Origin of the sequence: Amycolatopsis echigonensis (genome assembly GCF_014174495.1) — a bacterium.
GTDB classification, from domain to species: domain Bacteria; phylum Actinomycetota; class Actinomycetes; order Mycobacteriales; family Pseudonocardiaceae; genus Amycolatopsis; species Amycolatopsis echigonensis.
In genome coordinates this window covers 80,939-102,758 of sequence record NZ_JACJHR010000001.1, presented here as the reverse complement: position 1 = coordinate 102,758, position 21,820 = coordinate 80,939, and the positions used below count along the sequence as shown (strand labels likewise).

At 69.8% G+C, this 21,820-nt stretch carries 18 protein-coding genes; 11 read left to right on the top strand and 7 right to left on the bottom strand.

The genetic code is table 11. The features are described 5' to 3' along the window. Nucleotides 1-40: 40 nt before the first annotated feature. Nucleotides 41-1,210: a PucR family transcriptional regulator gene (locus tag H5411_RS00485; protein ID WP_183122595.1), complete on the bottom strand. Its 1,170-nt coding sequence runs from the start codon at nt 1,208-1,210 to the stop codon at nt 41-43. Between the two features lie 109 nt (nt 1,211-1,319). On the opposite strand from H5411_RS00485, the gene H5411_RS00480 reads away from it, so the two are divergent. Genes H5411_RS00480 through H5411_RS00465 form a run of 4 tightly spaced genes read left to right on the top strand, consistent with a single transcriptional unit; the run spans nt 1,320 to nt 7,221 of the window. After that, nucleotides 1,320-3,338 (top strand): acetate--CoA ligase family protein, encoded by a 2,019-nt coding sequence (locus tag H5411_RS00480; RefSeq protein WP_183122594.1) that lies wholly within the window; start codon nt 1,320-1,322, stop codon nt 3,336-3,338. After that, a complete protein-coding gene (locus H5411_RS00475) occupies nt 3,331-4,650 on the top strand; it encodes an alkyl sulfatase dimerization domain-containing protein (protein ID WP_183122593.1) in 1,320 nt (439 codons plus the stop codon). Before H5411_RS00480 ends, H5411_RS00475 begins: the two co-directional genes overlap by 8 nt. 58 nt (nt 4,651-4,708) lie before the next feature. Beyond that, entirely contained in the window at nt 4,709-6,040 is a 1,332-nt protein-coding gene (locus H5411_RS00470; protein WP_183122592.1) for an MFS transporter, read from the top strand. After that, the gene (locus H5411_RS00465; protein ID WP_183122591.1) at nt 6,040-7,221 is read left to right on the top strand and encodes an alkyl sulfatase dimerization domain-containing protein; all 1,182 of its coding nucleotides are present in this window, start codon (nt 6,040-6,042) and stop codon (nt 7,219-7,221) included. Before H5411_RS00470 ends, H5411_RS00465 begins: the two co-directional genes overlap by 1 nt. Nucleotides 7,222-7,417: 196 nt before the next feature. On the opposite strand, the gene cysC is transcribed toward H5411_RS00465, so the two are convergent. Beyond that, nucleotides 7,418-9,256: an adenylyl-sulfate kinase gene (cysC, locus tag H5411_RS00460; RefSeq protein WP_183122590.1), complete on the bottom strand. Its 1,839-nt coding sequence runs from the start codon at nt 9,254-9,256 to the stop codon at nt 7,418-7,420. After that, nucleotides 9,256-10,173 (bottom strand): sulfate adenylyltransferase subunit CysD, encoded by a 918-nt coding sequence (gene cysD, locus H5411_RS00455; RefSeq protein ID WP_101440390.1) that lies wholly within the window; start codon nt 10,171-10,173, stop codon nt 9,256-9,258. Before cysD ends, cysC begins: the two co-directional genes overlap by 1 nt. An 81-nt stretch (nt 10,174-10,254) precedes the next feature. Here cysD and H5411_RS00450 point away from each other — a divergent pair, with 81 nt between their 5' ends. Continuing rightward, the gene (locus H5411_RS00450) at nt 10,255-10,728 is read left to right on the top strand and encodes a nuclear transport factor 2 family protein (RefSeq protein WP_101440391.1); all 474 of its coding nucleotides are present in this window, start codon (nt 10,255-10,257) and stop codon (nt 10,726-10,728) included. A 42-nt stretch (nt 10,729-10,770) separates the two neighbouring features. Here H5411_RS00450 and H5411_RS00445 read toward each other — a convergent pair whose 3' ends face one another. Further along, a complete protein-coding gene (locus tag H5411_RS00445; protein ID WP_101440392.1) occupies nt 10,771-11,658 on the bottom strand; it encodes a helix-turn-helix domain-containing protein in 888 nt (295 codons plus the stop codon). 87 nt (nt 11,659-11,745) lie between these two features. Between H5411_RS00445 and H5411_RS00440 the strand changes: the two genes are divergently transcribed. From H5411_RS00440 to H5411_RS00425, 4 genes are all read left to right on the top strand, one after another. Continuing rightward, nucleotides 11,746-12,915 (top strand): DUF1214 domain-containing protein, encoded by a 1,170-nt coding sequence (locus H5411_RS00440; protein ID WP_101440393.1) that lies wholly within the window; start codon nt 11,746-11,748, stop codon nt 12,913-12,915. 4 nt (nt 12,916-12,919) lie between these two features. Next, entirely contained in the window at nt 12,920-13,699 is a 780-nt protein-coding gene (locus tag H5411_RS00435) for an SDR family oxidoreductase (RefSeq protein WP_101440394.1), read from the top strand. Between the two features lie 10 nt (nt 13,700-13,709). After that, entirely contained in the window at nt 13,710-14,858 is a 1,149-nt protein-coding gene (locus tag H5411_RS00430) for a sulfotransferase family protein (RefSeq protein ID WP_101440395.1), read from the top strand. Nucleotides 14,859-14,952: 94 nt separating this feature from the next. Beyond that, on the top strand, nt 14,953-15,522 hold the full coding sequence (locus tag H5411_RS00425) for a hypothetical protein (protein WP_183122589.1): 570 nt from the start codon (nt 14,953-14,955) through the stop codon (nt 15,520-15,522). A 106-nt stretch (nt 15,523-15,628) separates the two neighbouring features. Here the strand turns inward: H5411_RS00425 and H5411_RS00420 are convergent, their stop codons facing one another. After that, nucleotides 15,629-16,414 (bottom strand): BPL-N domain-containing protein, encoded by a 786-nt coding sequence (locus H5411_RS00420; RefSeq protein ID WP_183122588.1) that lies wholly within the window; start codon nt 16,412-16,414, stop codon nt 15,629-15,631. Between the two features lie 155 nt (nt 16,415-16,569). On the opposite strand from H5411_RS00420, the gene H5411_RS00415 reads away from it, so the two are divergent. Next, complete coding sequence (locus H5411_RS00415) at nt 16,570-17,268, top strand: endonuclease V (RefSeq protein ID WP_183122587.1); 699 nt, start codon at nt 16,570-16,572, stop codon at nt 17,266-17,268. Between the two features lie 484 nt (nt 17,269-17,752). After that, nucleotides 17,753-18,163: an NUDIX hydrolase gene (locus H5411_RS00410; protein ID WP_183122586.1), complete on the top strand. Its 411-nt coding sequence runs from the start codon at nt 17,753-17,755 to the stop codon at nt 18,161-18,163. Between the two features lie 12 nt (nt 18,164-18,175). Here H5411_RS00410 and H5411_RS00405 read toward each other — a convergent pair whose 3' ends face one another. Then, nucleotides 18,176-19,765 (bottom strand): hydantoinase B/oxoprolinase family protein, encoded by a 1,590-nt coding sequence (locus tag H5411_RS00405; RefSeq protein WP_183122585.1) that lies wholly within the window; start codon nt 19,763-19,765, stop codon nt 18,176-18,178. Next, entirely contained in the window at nt 19,762-21,819 is a 2,058-nt protein-coding gene (locus H5411_RS00400) for a hydantoinase/oxoprolinase family protein (protein ID WP_183122584.1), read from the bottom strand. The genes H5411_RS00405 and H5411_RS00400 overlap by 4 nt, the downstream gene beginning before the upstream one ends. Nucleotide 21,820 lies beyond the last annotated feature (1 nt).

Below are 21,820 nucleotides of genomic sequence, written 5' to 3'. Positions count from 1 at the left end.
CGGAGTTTATCCTGGGAAGGATCGTTCCTAGGATAATCGCTCAGCCCGCCAAGCCCAGCGACGCGCCGAGCAGCAGAAGCCCTTTGGCCGTCCGCGGGTCCGCGCCGGTCAGGTTGGCGATGCGGGACAGGCGATTGTCCACAGTGTTCGGATGGACATGCAGCTTCCGTGCGGTCTCGCGCCGGTTGAAATCAGTGTCGAAGTACGTCCGGAGCGTCGTCGTCAGATCGGGCTCGCCGCTCAGCCGCGCCGCGAGCGCACGCAGTTGAGGGGTGGCCGCGCTGTCGTGGTTCAGCTGGTATTCGAAGAGGTGGTCCGCGAGCACCGCGACCGTGTCGGGGACCGAATTCAGCCGCAGCAGTCGCTCCGCTTCCGCCACCGCCGCAGGGATCTCCGCCAGCTCGGCCGCGTGGGCGAACCCGCCGGTGATTTCCACCCCGGTCGTCTGATGCGCGCGCTGAACAGCCTGCCGGGCCTCGGCCAGCGCCGCCGCCGGACTGTCCGAAGTGGACGGAATCAGCAACAGACCGCCGTCCGTGTCCAAGGCGGCCAAGACGTCGCCGGACAGTTCGCGATGCAGGTGCTGCAACAGCAACCGCGCCTTCCGCTGCCCGGCCAGATGACGGCCGACCGCGTCGCCGACTGAATCCGCCGGATCCGCGGCGAAGCGCAGCGCCAGCACGCCGTAAGCCGGGGCGAGCCGGACGTCCGCCGGTTCCGGGAGCACCTCCCCCGCGGCCAGCCGCCGCACGAGAGCCCGTGCCGCCTCGCGTTGTTCGCGGTCCGCGATCTGGAATTCCTTCTGGTGCGCCCGCACGGCCGCGTTCATCACCCGGTGCACGCACTTCAGCAGCACCGCGGCCGTGTCGCTGGGCGGAGACCCGTCGGAAAGATCCTGGACCTCCGCCCACACCTCCTCGGCCGCCAGCAGGTACGCGTTCATGAACTCGCTGACCGGCAGTCCCTCCGCGCCCCGCTCCCGGCCCCGCTGCCGGAACAGCTCCAGCTCGTCCTCGCGCGGCTCGTTCCCCTCCCGCGCCGCGCGCGCGAACATCCGGCCGAACTCGCGGACCGTGTGCGCCATGTGCGGGTGCAGGTGTGCGGGCACCTCGCCGCGGTAATGCGGGGAGGTCTCGACGTACCGGCGGATCGTCCGTTCGACGACTTTCGGCAGCCGGTGCTCGAAGCCGCGCCACGACAGTTGTGACATGTCACAGCACAGTAGCCGAAAACCTGGGCGATGTGCGCTACCAGCCGGACAGGCCAGCGGCGACAGTTGGGGTTGTGTCCATGACCGCGATCACAGGAGGCACCGACCCATGCGCTGCGAGCCGCTGTTCCGCCCGAAGTCGGTCGCCGTGGTCGGCGTGTCCGCGACCACCGCGGTGTCCTGGGGACGGATCGCGCTGGACCGGCTGCTGCGCGGCGGCTACGGCGGTGAGGTCTACGCGGTCTCCCGCGGCCCGCTCGACCTGCCCGGCGTCCGCACGGTCGGCTCGCTCGCCGAGATCGGGCACGGCCCCGACCTCGTAGTTCTCGCGACCCCCGCGGAAACGGTTCCCGCCCTGGTCCGGGAGGCGCGCGAACTCGGTTCGGGGGCGGTCATCGTCTTCGCCTCGGGCTTCGCGGAAGGCGGCAACACCGCGCTGGAGGACGAACTGCGCGAAGCGGCTGGCGACCTGCCGGTGCTCGGACCGAACTGCCTCGGCGTGGTGAGCCATCCGGCCGGCGTGCAGTTGTCGACGACGGTTTTCCTCGACCGCGAACGCGTGCCGCCGGGTCCGGTCGCGATCGTCACGCAGAGCGGCGCGATGGGGTTCGTGCTCGCTGACCTGCTCGAACAGGCCGGGATCGGCTACTCCTACTACGCGAGCGTCGGGAACGAAGCCTGTCTGTCCAGCCACGAAATCGGCGGCGATCTGCTCGACCAGCCCGACGTCGAGGTGCTCGTGCTCTATCTCGAAGGCGTGCGCGACGCGGACGGGCTCCGCGCGCTCGGCCGTCAGGCGCGAGCAGCGGGCAAGACCGTGGTGGCCCTCGCGGTGGGCAGCAGCGCCGCCGGACGACAGGCCGCGTTGTCGCACACCGCGGCCGTCGCCGGGGACCATTTCCTGCTCGCCTCGCTGTGTCGCCAGGAAGGCATTCACCTGGTCACGGACGACGACCAGCTCGTGGACGCGGTGCTCTGCGCCCGTAAAGGCACGACGTTGCCGCCGGCTCCGCGGTTGGCCGTGCTCACGATGTCCGGTGGCGCGGGCGGCATCCTCGCCGACAACTTGACCGCGCTGGGCGTGCGGATCCCGCCGCTGTCCGACGCGACCCGCGCGAAGCTCGCGGAAGTCGGCGGGGTCGAGGCGGCCGACGAGAACCCCGTCGACCTCGGCGGCAACATCGACCGCTGGCTCGACCGGGTAGGCGATCTCCTGGGCGCGCTCGACGAAGACCCGGAGCTGGACGGCGTCGTGCTCTATCTGACGTTCGGCGATCGCTTCCGGGAGGCCTACCACCGGCTGGCCGCGGCTGCCGCTGCGATGCGGACGCCGACCTGGTTCGTCTGGGCGTGCGCGCCGCCCGGCGAGCTGGCGAGTGTCGGGCGGCCGGACACCGTACTGCCCAGCATCGGCGCTCTTGTGCGTCGGCTCCGGGTACTGGTCCCCGACCGGGTGCCGGAGCCCGCGAACCACGCCACGGCCGACGACCGTCCAGTGTGGACTGAGCTGCGGGCTGTTCCGCTGCTCGAAGACGCGGGCATCCCGCATATGGACACCGTCGCCGGGATCGATCTCGCCGCCGCGGTTCAGCGCAAGGGCTGGCCGGGGCCGTATGTGGTCAAGGGCGACGCCGCTGACGTTCCGCACCGGGCCCGCGCCGGGCTGGTCCGCGTCGGCGTCACGGCGGCCGAACTGCCCGCGGTGCTGGACACGCTCCAGGCGAGATTGGACGAGGTCTCCACCGACCCGGATCGCACCCTCGTGGTGCAACCCCTGCTGCCGCACACCGCCGAACTCGCCCTCGGCGCGACGCGGGATCCGTTGTACGGCACCGCAATCGTCCTCGGCGCTGGCGGCGACCGTGCCGAAGACCCCGCCGCACCACGCCGCGCGCTGCTGCTCCCCGCCACCCCGGAGCAGCGGGCCGAACTGGCCGCCTGGGCCGGCGACGTCCTCGCCGCCCCGGTCCCCGCCGTCGCCGCCGCGATCGACGGACTCGTCCGCATCCTCGGCGACCACCCGGAATTCGCCGAAGCCGACCTCAACCCGCTCTGCGTCACGGGCGACGACCTGGTCGCCGTCGACGCGCTGTTCACCGAAATCGAACCGGAGGCATCCCGTGACTGACCTGCTCGACTATGCCGACAAAGTCTGGCGAGGCGAAGCCGACACCCGCGTCTACCACACCGGCGCGCTGCGCAAGGACGGTCTGCACGAGCTGGCCGAGGGCGTCTGGATGTGGCCGGCGTTCGGCAACGTCTTCCTCTTCCCCACCGACGACGGCCTGTTCTGCTTCGACACCGGCGAACGCCGCACCGCGAAAGACCTGTTCGGCGCGACCCGTGCGCGCACCGACGCTCCGCTGCACACCGCCGTCTACTCGCACGGGCACATCGACCACGTCTTCGGCGTCGGCCCGTTCGATCTCGAGGCGCAGGAGCGCGGCTGGCGTCGCCCCACCGTGCTGGCCCACGAAAACACGCCGCCGCGTTTCGAACGGTACGAGCGCACCCGCGGCTACAACACGGTGATCAACCAGCGGCAGTTCCAGTCGCCCGGCTTCCGCTGGCCGGACCAGTACCGGCACCCCGACGTCACCTACCGCGACACCACGACGCTGCGGATCGGCGACCTCGACGTCCGGCTGAAGCACGGCCGCGGCGAGACGGACGACGCGACGATCGCGTGGCTGCCGGACCGGAAAATCCTGTGCTGCGGCGACTTCTTCATCTGGTCCTCCCCCAACCCGGGCAATCCGCAGAAGGTGCAGCGCTACGCCGCCGAGTGGGCGCAGGCGCTGCGCTGGATGGCCGGACTGGGCGCGGAACTGCTGCTGCCCGGCCACGGCGTGCCGATCGTCGGCGCCGACCGGATCCGGACCGCGCTGTCCGACACCGCCGAGTTCCTCGAAACCCTGCACGACCAGACCGTGGACGCGATGAACGCGGGCGCGACGCTCGACGAGGTCGTGCACGGCGTCACCGCGCCCGCCGAACTGCTGGCGAAGCCGTATCTCAAACCGTCGTACGACGAGCCGGAATTCGTCGTCCGCAACGTCTGGCGGCTCTACGGCGGCTGGTACGACGGCAACCCGGCCAACCTCAAACCCGCCCGCCGCGCCGACCTTTCCCGCGAACTCGCCGACCTGTCCGGCGGCCCCGACCGGCTGGCCGCGCGGGCGCGGGAACTGCTCGCCGCCGGCGAACACCGGCTGGCCGGGCACTTCGCCCAGCTCGCCGTGGACGCGGCACCCGACGACGAGACCGCGCACAGCGCCCGCGCCGAAGTGTTCACCGCACTGGAAAAAGCCGCGACTTCGACGATGGCCAAGGGCGTGTACGCGTGGGCCGCCGCCGAATCGCAAGCCGTGCTCGACGGCACCGACCGCGCCGAGCAGCTGCGCACCCGCACCGCGGGCCGCACCCGGTGGGCCTTCTGACCCGCTGGCCGTTCCGCACCACCCCGTCCGACAACGACGTTGAAATGGGGACTCCACGATGAACGCTCCCGCTCTCCCCGCCGAAACCGCCGCGCGCCGGCGCACCGGCGGCACCAGCGCCCGCGGCTGGGTCGTCACCGGGCTGCTGCTGGTGTTCATGCTGATCAACTTCGCGGACAAGGCCGTGCTCGGCCTCGCCGCGAAACCGCTGATGCACGATCTCGGCCTGTCGCCCGAGGCGTACGGCCTGATCAGCAGCGGGTTCTACTTCCTGTTCAGCATTTCCGCGATCGTGGTCGGCTTCGTGTCGAACCGCGTGCCGACGAGGTGGATCCTGCTGGTGCTGGGCGTGATCTGGGCGCTGACGCAGGCCCCGATGCTCGGCACGGTCGGCTTCGGCGCGGTGCTGGTCAGCCGGATCGTCCTCGGGGCGGCCGAGGGTCCGGCGAACCCGCTGGCGATGCACGCGGCGTACAAGTGGTTCCCCAACGAGAAACGCGGGCTGCCCAGCGCGTTGCTCAACGCGGGTTCCGGCATCGGCGTGGCCTTGGCGTCGCCGCTGCTGACCGCGCTGATCGTCGGCTACGGCTGGCGGTGGGCGTTCTTCGCGCTGCTCGTCGTCGGCCTGATCTGGTCCCTGCTGTGGGCGATCTTCGGGCGGGAGGGGAAGGTCGCCGGGACCGCGTCGGTGCACGCGACCGCGGTCAAGTCCGAAGTGGACGAACCACGCGTGCCCTACCGGCGGATCCTGCTGAACGGCACGTGGCTCGGCGGGTTCCTGGCCGGATTCGCCGCGTACTGGGCGCTGTCCGTGCTTGTTGCGTGGGTGCCGCATTACCTCGAGTCGGCGTTGCACTACAGCACGGTGACCACCGGGACGCTGGTCGCGCTGCCGTGGATCGCGTCGGTCGTGTTCAACCTCGCCCAGGGCGCGCTCAGCGACCGGCTGATGCGGCGAGGCGTGTCGAGCCGAGTGGCGCGCGGAGTGCTGGGCGGTGTCGCGGTGCTGATCTCCGGTCTCGCGATGCTGCTGTTCCCGCACACCGGGGGCTGGTTCCAGATCGCGCTGCTGACCGTCGCGTTCAGCCTCGGCGGGGTGGTGTTCGCGCTCGGCGTCACGATGAACGCCGAGATCAGCCCGACCCGGCAGCGAGGCGCGGTGCTGTCGATCACCGTCGGCCTGGTCACCACGGCGGGGCTGCTCGCCCCGTACCTCACCGGGCGGCTCATCCAGGCCGCGTCGTCTCCCGTCAGCGGTTTCACGCTCGCCTTCACCATCAGCGGCCTGCTGTCCGTCGCGGGCGGCTTGCTGGCGGTGTTCTTCGTCAACCCGGAGCGCACCGCGCGGCGGCTCGGGCTCCGCACCGATCGGATCGAGGTGACCGGCTGATGCCGTTCCAGGACCGGAAGAACCCGCTCTACGGCACCGGCGAGATCACCGAGGTCGCGCCCGGCGTCCGCACGATCGGCCTGCAGGGCAACAGCCTGGCCGTGGAAACGCCTTCGGGCCTCGTCGTGGTCGACACCGGGCCGTCCCCGGATGTCGTCGCGCCGGTACTGGACCAGCTGGGCGAACCGGTGCGGTGGATCGTCTACAGCCACGGACATCTCGGCTACAACTACGGCGTGCCCGGGTTCTTCGACTACGCCGCCGCGCACGGCCAACGCCGCCCGACCGTCGTGGCGCACGAGAACGTCATCCGGCGCTACCAGCGGTATCTGGAGACGGCCGGGCTGCAGAACCACATCAACACCCGGCAGTTCCGCCGCGCGATGCCCGACCTGACGGCTCCGCCGCCGATCACCTTCCCCGACCAGACCTACCGCGAAGCGATGACGCTGGCCCCGGACGTCCGGCTGCTGTGGGCACCGTCCGAAACGGACGACGTGACCGCCGTATGGCTGCCGTCCCAGCGGGTTCTGTACGGCAGTGCCGCGGTGATCAACGGCATCCCCAACATCGGCACGCCGATGCGAACCATGCGCGACACCGTCCGCTGGGCCGACACCTTGGACCGGCTCGCCGCGCTGAACCCGGCCGTGCTGGTGCCGGAGTTCGGTCCCGTAGTCCGCGAGAATCCCGTCCGGCAGCTCACCATGACCGCGGCCGCGCTCCGGTGGCTGCGCAGTGCGGTCGTGGACCGGCTCAACCAGGGCAAGCGGGCGGACGACATCGTGCACGATCTCCGCTATCCGGCCGAGCTGTTCGACGTGCCGTGGATGCGCGAGCACTACGGGCACCGCGAGTACATTGTCCGCGACATCGTCCGCTCGGAAACCGGCTGGTGGGACGGGAATCCGACGACGCTGCACCCGTCCCGCCCGGACGTCGCGGCCGCAGCCCGGGCCGAGGCGATCACGGACAAGCAGGCGGTGCTCGACCACGCCTCACGGCTGCGCGAGGAGGGACGGGTGCAGGAGGCGTTGCATGTCATCGACTTGCTGGCACTCGCGCCCGGGGACGACCCCTTGGTCAAGCAGGCGCGGGCGGTGAAGGAGGAGCTGTGCGCCGAGCGGGCCGGGGAGGCGAGCAGTTACGTGTCGCGGAGTTTCTATCGCAGCGGCTGGTGAGGGGTTCGCCGGGAAATTTCCTGGTGAGCCCCGGTCGGTTGGCGGCGCGACCTGCGGTTCCAGCCGCGCCGTCTGGGTGCCCAGGCCGTGGCGCGGTCCGTGGCCGACATGATGGTTGCGCGTTCGGGCGAGGTTCAGGCTCGGGTCGGAGCGCAGGCGCGACAGCTGGTCCGGCACGCCTGCCCGATCCTCGACCTCACTCCAGGGCAGCGAGAACCAGCGCGGCCATCGCTGCTGGGTCGCCGTTTTCCGGGCGCAGCACCAGGTCCGGGGACGCGGGCCGTTCGTAGGGCGCGTCCACTCCGGTGAATCCGGTGATTTCGCCCGCGCGCGCCTTGGCGTACATGCCCTTCGGATCGCGGTCCTCGCACACTTCGAGCGGCGTGTCGACGAAAACCTCCAGGAACGGCAAACCCGCGGCTTCGTGCACTGCCCGGGCCAGTGCGCGGTCGGCCTGGTACGGGCTGATCAACGACACGACCGCCACTACCCCAGCGTCCGCGAACAGCTTGGCGACCTCAGCGACGCGGCGGATGTTCTCGGCTCGCTCGGCCGGGGCGAAGCCGAGGTCGCTGGTGAGGCCGTGCCGGAGGTTGTCTCCGTCGAGCAGGTAGGCGGGGCGGCCTGAGGCGACCAGCCGACGCTCCAGCTCCACGGCCACGCTCGACTTGCCCGACGCGGACAGCCCGGTGAGCCAGACGGTCCGGCCGCGGGTCGCGCGTTCGTCGCGCGACACCGCCGCCGGATGCCAGACCACGTTCGGTGCCGTCGTGCTCGGGCCGGTGATCATGCCCGCCCCGACGGTGTCGCCGGAGTGTTCGTCGACCAGGAGGAAACCGCCGGTCGGCCGGTTGCGGAGGTAGGGATCGAACAGAAGCGGCTGCCGCGTCCGCAGGCGGACCCGGCCGATTTCATTGAGCGACAACGACTCCGCGGATTCGTCACGGTGGAGCGTGGTGACGTCCAGCCGGTAGTCGAGCGCGCGAATCTCGGCCTTGGTCTCGCGAGTGGTGTGCCGGACGAGGTAGCTCGCACCCGGGGCGAGCGCGGCCTGCTCGGAGAACCAGCACACCATGGCGTCGACATCCTGGCCCACGTGCGGACGGTTGCCCGGGCGGCAGATCAGGTCGCCGCGGCCGAGGTCCAGCTCGTCGGCAAGCTCGATCGTGACGGCCAGCGAAGCGAACGCCTCACTCACCTCCACCCCGCCCGGACCCCAGATCGCGCGCACCGTCGTGGTGAACCCGGACGGCAGCACGGTCACCTCGTCGCCGGGCTTGAACACACCGCCGGCCACGGTCCCGGCGTACCCGCGGAAATCCCGGCTGTGCTCGCGAATCACATATTGCACCGGAAAACGCGCGTCGACCAGATTCCGGTCGGACGCGACGTGCACCTGTTCCAGGTGGTGCAACAGCGAAGTGCCTTCGTACCAAGGCATGCTCGCACCCCGGTGCACCACGTTGTCGCCGTGCAGCGCGGACATCGGCACGAACGTCAGATCCGGGGTCTGCAATTTCATCGCGAACCGGCGGAATTCTTCGCGGATTTCCTCGAACCGCTCCTGCGACCAGTCGACGAGGTCCATTTTGTTCACGCACACCACCAGGTGCCGGATGCCCAGCAGACTGGCCAGGAACGCGTGCCGGCGCGACTGTTCGAGCACGCCCTTGCGCGCGTCGACCAGGATCAGCGCGACGTCCGAAGTGGACGCTCCGGTGACCATGTTCCGGGTGTACTGCACGTGTCCCGGGGTGTCGGCGATGATGAACTTCCGGCGGGGCGTGGCGAAATACCGGTGCGCGACGTCGATCGTGATGCCCTGTTCGCGTTCCGCGCGCAGGCCGTCGGTGAGCAGGGCGAGATCCGGATACGCGTCGCCCCGGTCCCGGCTCGTGCGCTCGACGGCCTCGAGCTGGTCGGTGAAGACTGTCTTCGAATCGAACAGCAAGCGGCCGATCAGGGTGGATTTTCCGTCGTCCACGCTGCCCGCGGTCGCGATCCGCACGGTCGTGACCCGGTCCCCGGCGCTCATCAGAAGTAGCCTTCCTTTTTGCGGTCTTCCATCCCGGCCTCGGAAATCCGGTCGTCGGCCCGGGTCGCGCCGCGTTCGGTGACCCGCGTCGCGGCGACCTCGGCCACCACGTCCGACGGGGAGGATGCGGTCGACTCGACGCAGCCGGTGCAGGTCGCGTCGCCGATTGTGCGGAAGCGCACCGTTGCAGGGTAAGGAACTTCGCCCTCAGCCAGGGGGAGAAACCGGGTATTCGCGAGCAGCATCCCGTCGCGCTGGACCACCGGCCGGCGATGCGCGTAATACAGCGACGGCAGGGTGATGTCCTCCGCTTCGACGTACTGCCAGATGTCCAGCTCGGTCCAGTTCGACAGCGGGAAAACGCGGATGTGCTCGCCTTTGCGATGCCTGCCGTTGTAGAGATTCCACAATTCCGGACGCTGCCGCCGGGGATCCCATTGCCCGAACTCGTCGCGGAAGCTGAACACCCGTTCCTTGGCGCGGGCTTTCTCCTCGTCGCGCCGCGCGCCGCCGAACACCGCGTCGAAGCCGTTCTCGCGGATGCCGCGCAGCAGCGTGGCCGTCTGGAGCCGGTTCCGGCCCGCCTTGGGATCCTCGACGCTCCGGCCCGCGTCGATGTCGTCCTGGACGCTCGCGACCACCAGCCGCAGTCCGTAGCGCTCGACGGTTTCGTCCCGGAAGCGGATGACCTCGTCGAAATTGTGCCCGGTGTCGACGTGCATGACCGGGAACGGCAGCGGCGCGGGCCAGAACGCTTTCGCCGCGACGTGCAGCATCACCATCGAGTCTTTCCCGCCGGAGAACAGCAGCACCGGCCGTTCGAAGGTCGCCGCGACCTCGCGGAAGACGTGCACGGCTTCGGCTTCGAGCGCACCGAGGTGGCTCAGCTCGTAGGCCGGGGCTGCCTGGGTCGCCATCGGATCCGCCCTTCCGGGTTCGAGGACAAAAAAGTAGAACAGGTTCTTGCGCAGGGTCAAGCGGCGGAGGACGCTGAGCGCATGGACCTCGCCGCACTCGAAGAAATCCGCCGCGTGAAATTCCGCTACCTCCGCTGCCTCGATCTGAAGCGCTGGGACGAGATGGCGGAGACGCTGACCGCCGACGCCCGCGTGCACTACGGCACGCCGTCCTACGGCGAACCGCTGAACTTCGACAACCGCGACGCGCTCATGGAGTTCCTGCGCACCGCCGTCGGCCCCGGCATCACGACGATGCACTTCGCCGGCCACCCGGACATCGAAATCGACGGCGACACGGCGACCGGCCGGTGGCTGTTCCAGGACAAGGTGATCGTCGCCGAACACCGGGTGGTGATCGAGGGAGCCGCGTACTACGAGGACACGTACCGGCGCGAGGACGGCGAGTGGCGGATCAGCAGCACCGGGTACGAGCGGCTGTACGAAACGCTGGTCTCGATGAAGGACCAGCCGGGGTGGAACCTGACGGCGAACATGTGGGGCCAGCCAGCCTGACCACGGCGGTCAGGGACCGCTGGAGTTCCGGGCAATGCTCCTTCACGCCCGAGCAGGACGCACTCCGCCCGCCTCGGCGGTCACCGCGTCCGCGACCGCCGCCAGCGCCGCACCCCGGCGCGCGATTTCCGCGCCGGTGATCGGTTCGCCGACCGACAGGGTCAGCACCAGTTCCTGCCGCCCCGCCGCGTCGAAAGTCGGGGCGGCGAGCAGGCTGACCGCGTGCTTCTTCCGCGGTTCGAGGTCCGCGCCGAGGTACACCCGCTCCCCCAGGCTCGACACCAGCTCGCCGACCAGCCCGCGCACCTCGGGCGGCAGATCCCCCGCCGCCACGCCCGCCATCAGCGTGTAGAGCCGCCGTCCCGCTGACGTCAGGCTTTCCACCAGATAGCCGTGTTCCCGGCACTCGGCGACCACGCGCCGCAGGTACGCCTCGTCCAGCCGGACCGGCACCGCGGGCGGCGTCGCGAGCCAGGCGTCGAAGGCGGAGTCGGCGTCCCACAGCACGTACATCAGCCCGACCGGCGGCGCGAACGGATACGTCTCGCCGAGCCGCACCTTGCCCGGTCCGGCGCTCTGCAGCATCAGGATGCGCCCGTCGACCACCGCCGACGCGGTGCACGTCGCCTCGTACCGCGCGCTGAGTTCTTCCAGGTGGGTGCGGGCGATTTCGCTGGCTCCGAAGCCCTCTCCCGCCGCGCGTCCGGCCGCGATCATCGCCGGGCCCAGGCGATACGTCGTCGTCCGGGGGTCGCGGACCACGTAGCCACCGGCGGTCAGCTCGGTGAGGATCCCGAGACAGGTCGGCTTGCTCAAGTCCAGTTCGCGGGCCAGCGCGGACAGCCCGAAGCGCTGCCCCGGCCGAGCCGCGAAGTAGTCCAGCAGCCGCACGACCCGTTCGGTCGGCGGCGAGCGCCGAGCAACCGCCATTGACCCGTCCTTAGAACGCGTTCTAGTCTCGATCGACACCGAACGTACCACCCCGGTACAGAATTGGACCAGCGTGAGGAGTCTCCGGTGCTGACCGAACCGCTCGCCGGCGCGATCGCCGAAGCCGAAAAGATCATTGCCGAGGCCCCGCACGTCCGGACGGAACAGGACCTGGTCGAGGGCTACGACTACCTCGCGGGCAGCATCCGGGCCTCAGTCCAGACCGCGTGGGCCTACGACCGGGACTTCCCGTACTTCACCCTGTCCACCGGCCCGTACACGAAAATGGGCCTGGACAACCCGGACACCCTCTACTTCAACGCGAACATCCGCGAGGACCGCGAATACGTCGTCACCGGAACCCGCGGGACCACCGCCGACCTCAGCTTCCAGGTCCTCAACGGGGACTACACGCCGGTCGAGGTGCCCGACAGCATGACCGCGTTCGACGACCGCGACATCCCGATCGCCGCCGACGGCTCCTTCGAAATCCGCTTCGGCCCGGCGAAACCCGATCCCGAGCCTGGTTATTTCGTGCTCGGACCCGGTTCGTCGATGCTCGTCGTCCGCGAGGTCTACAGCGACTGGGCGACTGAACGGCGCGGCACGATCCAGCTCCGCTGCGCCGACACCACCGGCGAGGCACCGCCCGCCCTGACCCGCACCGCGATGGAGAAACGGTACGGCGTCACCGGGAAAATCCTGCTCAGCCGGCTGCGGACGTTCCTCGCCTTCCCGAAGTGGTTCTACCTGAACCTGCCGGTGAACACGATGACCGAGCCGCGCAGCACGCCCGGCGGCCTGCCCACGCAGTACTCCTCGGCCGGGCATTACGAACTCGCCGACGACGAGGTCATGATCGTCACCGTGCCGCGTTCGGACGCGCCGTACCAGGGCATCCAGCTCGGCAGCACCTGGTATGTCTCACTGGACTACGTGCACCACCAGACCAGCCTCACCGCCGACCAGGCCCGGGTCGACCCGGACGGGAAGATGCGGTTCGTGATCAGCGAACGCGACCCGGGCGTCGCGAACTGGCTCGAACGCACCGGGCACGACCGCGGCTACGTCCAGATCCGCTGGCAGCGGCTGTCCCGGGAACTGACCACAGAGGACGGTCCGGAAGTCGAGGTCGTGAAGTTCGGCGAACTCCCGGACCGGCTGCCGTATCACCGGGAAGCCCGCGTGACCCCGGAGGAATGGGCGCAGCGGATCGCCGCGCGACAGGCCGCGGTCGCGGCCAGGATGCTGGGCTGAACCGATGGACCTCCTGACCGGCAAAGTCGTTCTCGTGTCCGGAATCGGACCGGGACTCGGCCGCTCCATCGCCCTCCGTTCCGCCGCGGCCGGGGCCGACGTGGTCCTCGCGGCCCGCACCGAGTCCCGGCTCGCCGAGGTCGCCGCCGAGGTCGAAGCGCTCGGCCGCCGCGCCGTCCCGGTGCCCACCGACGTCACCGACGACGCTTCGGCGGCCAAGCTCGTGGAGACCGCGCTGAACGAGTTCGGGCGGCTGGACACCTTGGTGAACAACGCTTTCGCAATCCCGCCGATCACCGACCTCGCCGAGGTCGATCTCGATGCGGTGCGCGCCGGGTTCGAGACCAACGTGCTGGCCGCGCTCCGGCTGACCCGGCTCTGCACCTCAGCGCTCGCCGAGAGCGCCGGTTCGGTCGTGATGATCAACTCTGCGGTGCTGCGGCATTCCCGGCGCACCTTCGGCGCGTACAAAATGGCGAAGGCGAGTTTGCTCGCGCTCGCGCAGAGCCTCGCGTCGGAACTCGGCCCGCGCGGGATCCGGGTCAATTCCGTTGCCCCTGGCTACATCTGGGCGGATTCGCTCAAGTGGTACTTCGCCTATCTGGCCAAGGAACGCGGCGTGCCCGCGGAGCAGGTATACGCCGAAACAGCGGAGACGATCGACCTGCGCCGCCTCCCGGAACCGGACGAGATCGCCGACACCGTCGTCTTCCTCGCCTCCGCGCTCGCCCGCTGCGTCACCGGGCAATGCCTCGACGTCAACGCCGGCGAATACCACCACTGAGGGGAAGAGCATGCGTCCAGGACGAGACAGCGTCGGCACGGTCGAAGACCTCCACGCGTCCGCCACGAAAATCACCGGCCTCGACGATTTCGGCGGCGACGAATACCTCGAAGGTCTGCGCGTCCTGCTCGATTCCTATGCGAACGAAGCCAATTTGACCCCGTACGGCAACAAAGTCCACCGCGCTTTCCTGCGCGGCGCGTTGGTCGCACGGTTGCTCAGCGAAGCCTCGTGGAAGCAGAATCCGCAGTACGCCGACGTACCCATCGAGCGGCCCATCTTCGTCACCGGCCTGCCGCGCACCGGCACCACGGCGCTGCACCGGCTGCTGACCGAAGACCCGGCACACCAGGGCCTCGAAGTGTGGCTGACCGAAATGCCGCAACCGCGCCCGCCGCGCGAGACGTGGCCGGAAAACCCGGTCTTCCAAGCGATCCAGGCTGGATACGAACAGCATCACGTCGAGCATCCCGAATTCATGGGCCTGCACCACATGTCCGCCGACCAGGTCGAGGAATGCTGGCAGCTGCTGCGGCAGTCGCTGAAATCCGTCTCGTACGAATGCCTCGCGCACGTGCCCGGCTACTCACGCTGGCTCGACGGCCAGGACTGGACCGACGCCTACCAACGGCACCGGCGCAACCTGCAACTCATCGGCCTGCCCGACGCCGGCCGCCGCTGGGTCCTCAAGAACCCGAGCCACCTGTTCGCCCTCGACGCGCTGCTGGAGGCCTATCCGGACGCGCTGGTCGTGCAGACTCATCGCGCGCCCAGCACCGTCATCGCGTCGGTCTGCAGCCTGACCGAACAGGCTTCGGAAGGCTGGTCGGACACGTTCCGCGGTGAGGTCGTCGGGCGCAGTCAACTCGACCTCTGGGCCCGCGGCGCGGAACAGTTCGCCGCGGCCCGCGCCCGCCACGACCCCGCGCAGTTCTGCGACGTCCGGCACGAGGACTTCGTCGCCGATCCGATCGGCACCGTCGAAGGCGTCTACCAGCACTTCGGCCTCGACCTCGCCCCGCAAGCGCGTGAGAAGATGGCCACGCTGCACGAACGGAGCCGCAGCGGAGACGCGAAACCCCGGCACCGCTACGACCTCGCGGACTTCGGCCTGACCGCCGAGGAGGTCGACGAGCGGTTCGCCGGGCACCGGAGCTGAAGCCGTTTCGAGACCGGGCTCCTCGCCGAACCGGCCACGCGGGACCGGGCCACCCCCTAGGATCTGCCTGACCTTCCTCGAGCGGAGAGCAGGCATGACGACCTTCACGTACACGATCCTCGAGATCATCCCGCGGGCATTGCTGCTGATCGTCGGGCTGTTCGGCCTGATCCTCTCGATCGGCCGGCGCTCGCGGGGCGGCTCCGGGATGATGGTGGCCGCCTTCGCGGTCATGCTCGTCACCACGGCGCTGGGCATCGCGTGGCAGCTCATGCTGTCGAACGTGGCTTCCTGGATGGCGTCGGATCACCTGAGCAGCGACGAGATGCAGACGATCATCCTCGCCGTGAGCATCCCGCTCAGCCTTCTCGAGGTGCTGTCGTGGCTGCTGGTCGTGCTCGCGGTCGTGAAGGGCAACCGCGCGCCGCAGCCCGGTTTCGCGCCGGGCGGGTACCCGGCGGCCGGGCAGCCGGGGTTCGCTCCGCAGACCGGCTACGGCCAGCCCGCGTATCCGCAGACCGGGTACGCGCAACCGGGCTATCCGGGCCAGTCCCAGGCTGGTCAGCCGCAGCCGCCTCAGTCCGGCTACCCGCAACCGGAGCAGCCCGGTTATTCCCAGCCGCAGTCCCGCCCGGGCGAGGGGCCTCAGCAGCCGCCGAACTGACGCCAGGCCGCCTCCGGTTCGGCGCGCAGTCCACTGTAGACACGGTTGGCAGCCTGCCGGGCCGCACCGCGGAAGTGCGGCCCAGCGGACAAGCCGCCCGCTTTCGTTACCGGGAGACGGTGGCCTGAATCAGATCGTAGGCCAGGTCCGGCTGGACGCCGTCCGGATTGGTGAGCCCCTCCTCGTCGTACCAGGAGGCGTCGGCTTCCGGATGCGGCCCGCTGACCCCGACCCGTCCCTTGCCATACGGGGCGACGACCACCGCGGCGGCACCGTTGGGGTAGGTCGCCAACACCGTCGCGCCGGATCCCTCGTCGAGCCGGAACGCGGGCCCGTCCTGGAAGTACATATGCCGAGGCTTGCCGCGCCAGTTGACCTCGATGACGGTGTCGCGCTCGTCCGGAACCGTGGCGCCGGGAGTGCCCGCGTACCCGTGCGCGTCGCCGGGCAGCAGGCCGAACCCCGGATCGCGGCCCGCCAGGTAGCCGCCGAAGCACAGTCCGAGATAGTTGCCGCCGTTCCGGACCCAGTCGCGGACCGCGTCCGCGGACTCGTCCAGGTCCCGCCAGGTCCGGTCGAGATCCTGGCCGCCGCCGGGCTGGACGTACAACTGCGCTTCCGCCAGCACCGCCGCGGTAAGCGGCTTCCCCGTGCCCGGCCCGACGTACTCGACCCGGTAATGCTGCGGCGCCCGGCGCAGCAGATCAGCCACCGAGGGGCCGCAATCAGCACACCCCTGCGGACCGTTGTAAACCAACGCGAGCGGCGCTTCCGCACTGCGCGCCGGAGGCTTCGCCACGACTCCCGGCTGGCCGCACCCCGCGGCCAGCAACGCGGTGGCGGAGAGGAAACCGCACAGCAACCGTCGCCGCGGCACGGCAGTACTGGACATGGTTTCGCTCTCCTCCTGATTGCCGATCCAGCTGCGGGCACCCTAGCACTACCCGTTATCTTCTCGTAACAGATAGGGTGTGGGCTTGATAAGGTCGGCGTTGACCTTTCCCGGGTCGATCGTGCCACCGACCGGGCCCCCGCCTGAGGAACCCCATGCCCGCCTGGCCCGCCACCGAAGCTGACGCCCTCGCCGAACAAGACCGCCTGCGCGCCCTCGTGGACCCGACCGGCCCAGCCCTCTCCGACGACGCGCTGGTCGCGGGCGTCGACGTCGCCTATGACGACGAACGAGACGTCGTCGTCGCGGCTGCCGTGCTCCTCGACTTCACCACTCTCGAGACAGTGGAGGAAGCGACCGCGGCCGGGACAGTCCGCTTCCCGTACCTCCCCGGTTTGCTCGCCTTCCGCGAACTCCCGCCGGTCCTCGACGCCTTGGCCGCTCTCCGCCACCGCCCAGACCTGGTCCTGTGCGACGGTTACGGCATCGCCCACCCTCGCCGCCTGGGTTTGGCCAGCCACCTCGGCGTCCTCACCGGCCTCCGGACGGCCGGGGTCGCCAAAACCCCGTTCTCTTTCACACACGACCAACCCGGCCCCGCGCGCGGCGATTGGTCTCCCCTGCTCGACAGCACGGAGATTGTCGGCCGCGCGCTGCGCACGCGGACGGGAGTCAAACCGGTCTTCGTTTCGGTCGGCCACCGGATCGGCTTGGCCGAGGCGTGCGAGGCGACGTTGGCTCTGGCTTCGCGCTACCGCCTGCCGGAGACGACCCGTCGAGCGGACTCCCTGTGCCGACGGGCGTTGGCGGAAGCTGTTCTTCGCGATGGAGGCGAATCTCGAGGACTGGCCTAAGTTTTCACGCCGTCCTCAGCCATTCGCGGATGACCGCGAAATCCGCCTCCGCGAGACCGCGATCCGGCTCGACGCGGTGCAGCAGCGCACGGCCGGGATGCCGAGCCAGCACCCACTCCCGGTCGCCGCCGGTGATCTCGTCGTCCGCCCAGACGAAAGGACGCCCGTCCGCCCAGGGCCCGGGTCTTCCAGTGCACGCCGAACCACTGATCTTCGCGTTCCTCCGCCGCCGAGGGCTCCGGCCAGCGCACGACCGGCAGCCGCGGCAGGCCGAGCCGCGGCGCGATTTCGGTGTTGGCCTCGTCGCGACCTGGTGCGGAACCGAACGGCAGCAGCGTTCCGTCGACATCGAGGAAAACCACCGGGCAGCGACCGACCCGGCAACCGAGGGAAGACACAGCCGATTCCATTGTCCTGCCAGCATATCCGGTTGAACGGGCACCGCCGAGGCAGCTACGTTCACCACCGAACGGAAGGATTGCCGGTGACCGTCATCGACAAGATCGCTTGGCTCCGCTTCGACGCGGGCAGGATTCTCAGCACCCGCTCCCGCGGCAAGGACGTTTACTACCTCCCCGGCGGCAAACGCGAACCCGGCGAGACCGATCTCCAGACTCTCGTCCGCGAGATCGACGAGGAACTCTCCGTCGCCGTCAGACCCGAGAGCGCGCGGCATTTCGGCACCTTCCAAGCCCAAGCACACGGCCACGCCGCGGGCGTCGCCGTCCGGATGACCTGCTACACCGCCGACTATCGCGGCACCTTGGCTCCCCGCAGCGAGATCGCGGAGATCGTCTGGCTGACCTACGCCGACCGGGGCCGCGTGTCCCCGGTCGACCAGGTCATCTTCGATCACTTGCGCGAGACCGGCTTGCTAGCCGACGCTCCACATTAGACACCGAAGCAACTACGCCCCAGCGGCTTCCGGCGCCCCGTACCCTCCTCCCCCGCCGGACTCGCAGCGCAGCACGTCTCCCCGGCGCACCCGGAGGCTGTTCACCTTCAACATTTCCCGAGCCTCCGGCGTACCAGGGTTCAGCACCACCCGCGGCGGAGCACCCGACGACCCGCCGAAAAGACCCCACGCGGGCGTCACCGACCGTTCCCACCACAGCGACAGATCCTGATCCGCCTCCATCACGTATTCCCGGATCACCCCGTCGCCCCCGCGCCAGCGGCCCGCGCCGCCGGACCCGGTACGGATGCGGTATTCGTTCACCCGCACCGGATACAGCGTTTCGACCACCTCGACCGGAAGGTCGCGCAGCGAGCCGTTCACGTTGTTGATCAGCGCCGTCTCCCCGTCGCCGCCTTCCCAGGCGCCCCAGCCGCCGACGGTCGCTTCCAGCGTCACGAACGGTTCCCCGGTCCGCGGGTGGTCCCCGGCGAACTGCACGATCATCGAATCGCCGTAGCTGGCCGCGGCGACGCGGTCCGGCATTGCGGGCGCGAGCGCGGCCACCACGAGGTCGATGAGCATGCCGAGGCTCGAGTAGTAGTACTGGCACGCCGCCGGCTCGCGCGCGCCGAGCATCGACCCGTCGCGAACCTGCACGTCCAGCGGCGCGAACGAACCGCCGTTCAGGCTCACCTGCGGCGAGATCAGCAGCTTGTACCCCACCCGCGCGGCCGAAATCGCCTGGGAGCGGCCGCAGTTGACCGGACCGGTGGCCTGGTCGGCGCAGTCGGTGAGGTCGATCGTCATCGACTCGCCCTCGACGACCACCCGCACGCGCACCTTCAGCGGCGTGTCCGGGTCGATCGCGTCGTTGTCCAGATAGCCCGTCGCCTCGTACTCGCCGTCCGGGATCGCCGCGATCCGTTCGCGTTCCAGCCGTTCGGTCTGGGCGAAGATCTGCTCGCGCGCGGCGTCGACAGTTTCCGCGCCGTAGCGGGCAAACAGTTCTCCGAGCCGCCGCACGCCCATCCGCGCACAGGCGGTCTGCGCGCGCATGTCGCCGAGGGTCACGTACGGGAATCGCACGTTCGTCTCGATCAGCCGCAGGATGTCGGCGCATTCGACCCCGCCCGCGACGATCCGCGTCGGCCCCATCCGGAGGCCCTCTTGGTAGATGTTCGTGGAATCCATCGAACCGCCGGGGTCCTTGGAACCCATGTCGATCCAGTGTGCACGCGAAGCCGCGAAGCCGACCAGTTCGTCCCCGACGAAGATCGGCGCGTACACCGTGCAGTCGTTGAGATGCGTGCCGCCGATGTAGGAATCGTTGAGCACCCACACGTCGCCCGGCTGCCAGACGTCCGCGCCGAACAGGTCCTCGGTGTGGCTCGTGCAGATCTCCAGATTCCCCAGGAAAATCGGCAGCCCCGACGATTGGCCGAGGACGCGGTGGTTCCGGTCCAGCAGCGCGACGGCGCAGTCCTTGCCCTCGTAGATCGTCGGCGTGTAGGACGACCGGATCAGCGTCATGTTCATGTCCTCGGCCGCCTGGATCAGCGCCGAGCGGATGATTTCGGTGGTGACGGGGCTGATGCTCACGCGTGCTCCTCCTGCAGGTGATCGGCGGCCGCGAGGGTGACGACCAGGAAACCGTGGTCGTCGACGGCGAGTTCGGCGTCCGGCGGGACGACCGTCGTGGCGGTTTCCTCGTGCACGATCGCGGGTCCGGACAACCGGCTGCCGGGGGCGAGCGAGGAGCGCGCCACGATCGTGGTGGGCACGGGCTGTCCGGCGAACACGACGTCGCGGACGACCGGCTCCGGTCGATCGGCGCTCGTTTCGGCGGACGCTGCGGCACGATCGACGACGCCGTGGCCGGTGGTGCGGAGCGCGACGAACTGCACCGGTGCGCCAGGGGTGGCGTGGCCGTAGCGCTGGTGGTGGATCTCGGCGAAGCGCGCCTCGACCGCGGGCAGGAACTCGGGGCTGTCGACCGGGTCGTCGTCCAGGATCGGCACGGTCAGGGTGTAGTCCTGGCTTTCGTAGCGCATGTCGACGCCGTGGGTCACCGACCGGCGGTCTTCGGGGATTCCCTGTTCCCGCAACGCTTCCAGCGCCTGATCACGCAGCGAGTCGAGTGCCATGCGCAGGGCGCGGGTGTCGAGCTCGGCTCCGTTGGCGAAGAACTGCATGGTGAAGTCCCGCCGGACGTCGGCTTCGAGCATGCCCCACGCCGAGAACGCGCCCGGGAACCGCGGCACGACCACCTCGGTGATGCCGATTTCCCGCGCGATGAACGCCGCGTGCATCGGTCCCGCGCCGCCGAACGCGAGCAGCGCGAACTGGCCCGGTTCGCGGCCGTGCTCGACGGTCAGGGTGCGGATCGCCTGCGCCATCTTGGCGTTGCCGACGTCGCAGATGCCGGACGCCAGTTCGACCGGGTCCATGCTGAGCCGCTCCGCCAGCGTCGAGACGGCCGTGCGCGCGGCGTCCAGGTCGAGCGGCATGCCGCCGCCGGCGAACGATTCGGGATCGACCCGGCCGAGCACGCAGTTCGCGTCGGTGACCGTCGCCTGGGTGCCGCCGCGGCCGTAGCACGCCGGGCCGGGCACCGCGCCCGCCGACTCGGGACCGACCCGCAGCGCGTCGCCCTCGGCGTAGGCGAGCGAGCCGCCGCCCGCGCCGACGGTGTGCAGGTTGACCAGCGGCATCAGCAGCGGGAAACCTTCCGCCTCGCCGTCCGGCGAAACGTCGGCGGCGTAGTCCATCACCAGGGAGACGTCGAACGAGGTCCCGCCCATGTCGACGCAGATCAGGTCGGGGCGGCCGAGCAGCTTCGCCGCCGCGACGCCGCCCATCGTGCCGCCGACCGGGCCGGACAGCAGCGTCTGCAACGGATGCCGCCGCGCGAAACCGGCGTTGACCAGGCCGCCGGACGACTGCATGACGTGCACCGGGACGTGCAGGCCCTTCTCGGTGAACCGCGCTTCGATGCGGTCGAGGTAGCGGTGCACCGACGGACCGGTGTAGGCCTCGAGCACCGCGGTCGACGTGCGCTCGTACTCCCGCCATTCCGGCGCGACCTCGTGGGAGAGCACGACCAGCGCGTCGTCGCCGAGTTCGTCGCGCAGGATCTCTCCCGCGCGGCGTTCGTGTCCCGAGTCCAGATAGGAAAACAGGAAACACACCGCGACGGCCTCGAAACCCTCTTCGCGCACGCGCTTCGCGACCAGCCGCACCGCGTCCTCGTCGAGCGGTTCGAGTTCCGCGCCGGTGGCGTCGAGCCGTCCGGCGACCTCCGCGACCGCTTCGGGCCCGACGAGCGGCGCGGGCTTGCGGTAGTGCAGGTCGAACAGCCGGTTCCGGTTGCCGCGCGCGATCCGGTAGACGTCGCCGATCCCCTTCGTGGTCAGGATCAGCACATTCGCGCCGCGCCGTTCGAGCAGGGCGTTCAGTCCTTGCGTGGTGCCGTGCACGAAGAACTCGATCTCCGCGAACGGCAGGTCGAATCGTTCGAGCGCACCGAAAACGCCGCGCGCGAGGTCGTCGGGGGTGGTGAGCACCTTGCCCGCGCGCAGCCGCTGCGTCGCGCCGTCGTGGACGACCACGTCGGTGAAGGTGCCGCCGATGTCCATGGCGACCCGGTAGGTCATG

Excerpts from the sequence above, each read along its gene's own strand:
- H5411_RS00485 (WP_183122595.1), bottom strand. The coding sequence starts at position 1,210 with ATGTCACAACTGTCGTGGCGCGGCTTCGAGCACCGGCTGCCGAAAGTC.
- H5411_RS00480 (WP_183122594.1), top strand. The coding sequence starts at position 1,320 with ATGCGCTGCGAGCCGCTGTTCCGCCCGAAGTCGGTCGCCGTGGTCGGC.
- H5411_RS00470 (WP_183122592.1), top strand. The coding sequence starts at position 4,709 with ATGAACGCTCCCGCTCTCCCCGCCGAAACCGCCGCGCGCCGGCGCACC.
- H5411_RS00465 (WP_183122591.1), top strand. The coding sequence starts at position 6,040 with ATGCCGTTCCAGGACCGGAAGAACCCGCTCTACGGCACCGGCGAGATC.
- cysC (WP_183122590.1), bottom strand. The coding sequence starts at position 9,256 with ATGAGCGCCGGGGACCGGGTCACGACCGTGCGGATCGCGACCGCGGGC.
- cysD (WP_101440390.1), bottom strand. The coding sequence starts at position 10,173 with ATGGCGACCCAGGCAGCCCCGGCCTACGAGCTGAGCCACCTCGGTGCG.
- H5411_RS00450 (WP_101440391.1), top strand. The coding sequence starts at position 10,255 with ATGGACCTCGCCGCACTCGAAGAAATCCGCCGCGTGAAATTCCGCTAC.
- H5411_RS00445 (WP_101440392.1), bottom strand. The coding sequence starts at position 11,658 with ATGGCGGTTGCTCGGCGCTCGCCGCCGACCGAACGGGTCGTGCGGCTG.
- H5411_RS00435 (WP_101440394.1), top strand. The coding sequence starts at position 12,920 with ATGGACCTCCTGACCGGCAAAGTCGTTCTCGTGTCCGGAATCGGACCG.
- H5411_RS00430 (WP_101440395.1), top strand. The coding sequence starts at position 13,710 with ATGCGTCCAGGACGAGACAGCGTCGGCACGGTCGAAGACCTCCACGCG.
- H5411_RS00425 (WP_183122589.1), top strand. The coding sequence starts at position 14,953 with ATGACGACCTTCACGTACACGATCCTCGAGATCATCCCGCGGGCATTG.
- H5411_RS00420 (WP_183122588.1), bottom strand. The coding sequence starts at position 16,414 with ATGTCCAGTACTGCCGTGCCGCGGCGACGGTTGCTGTGCGGTTTCCTC.
- H5411_RS00415 (WP_183122587.1), top strand. The coding sequence starts at position 16,570 with ATGCCCGCCTGGCCCGCCACCGAAGCTGACGCCCTCGCCGAACAAGAC.
- H5411_RS00400 (WP_183122584.1), bottom strand. The coding sequence starts at position 21,819 with ATGACCTACCGGGTCGCCATGGACATCGGCGGCACCTTCACCGACGTG.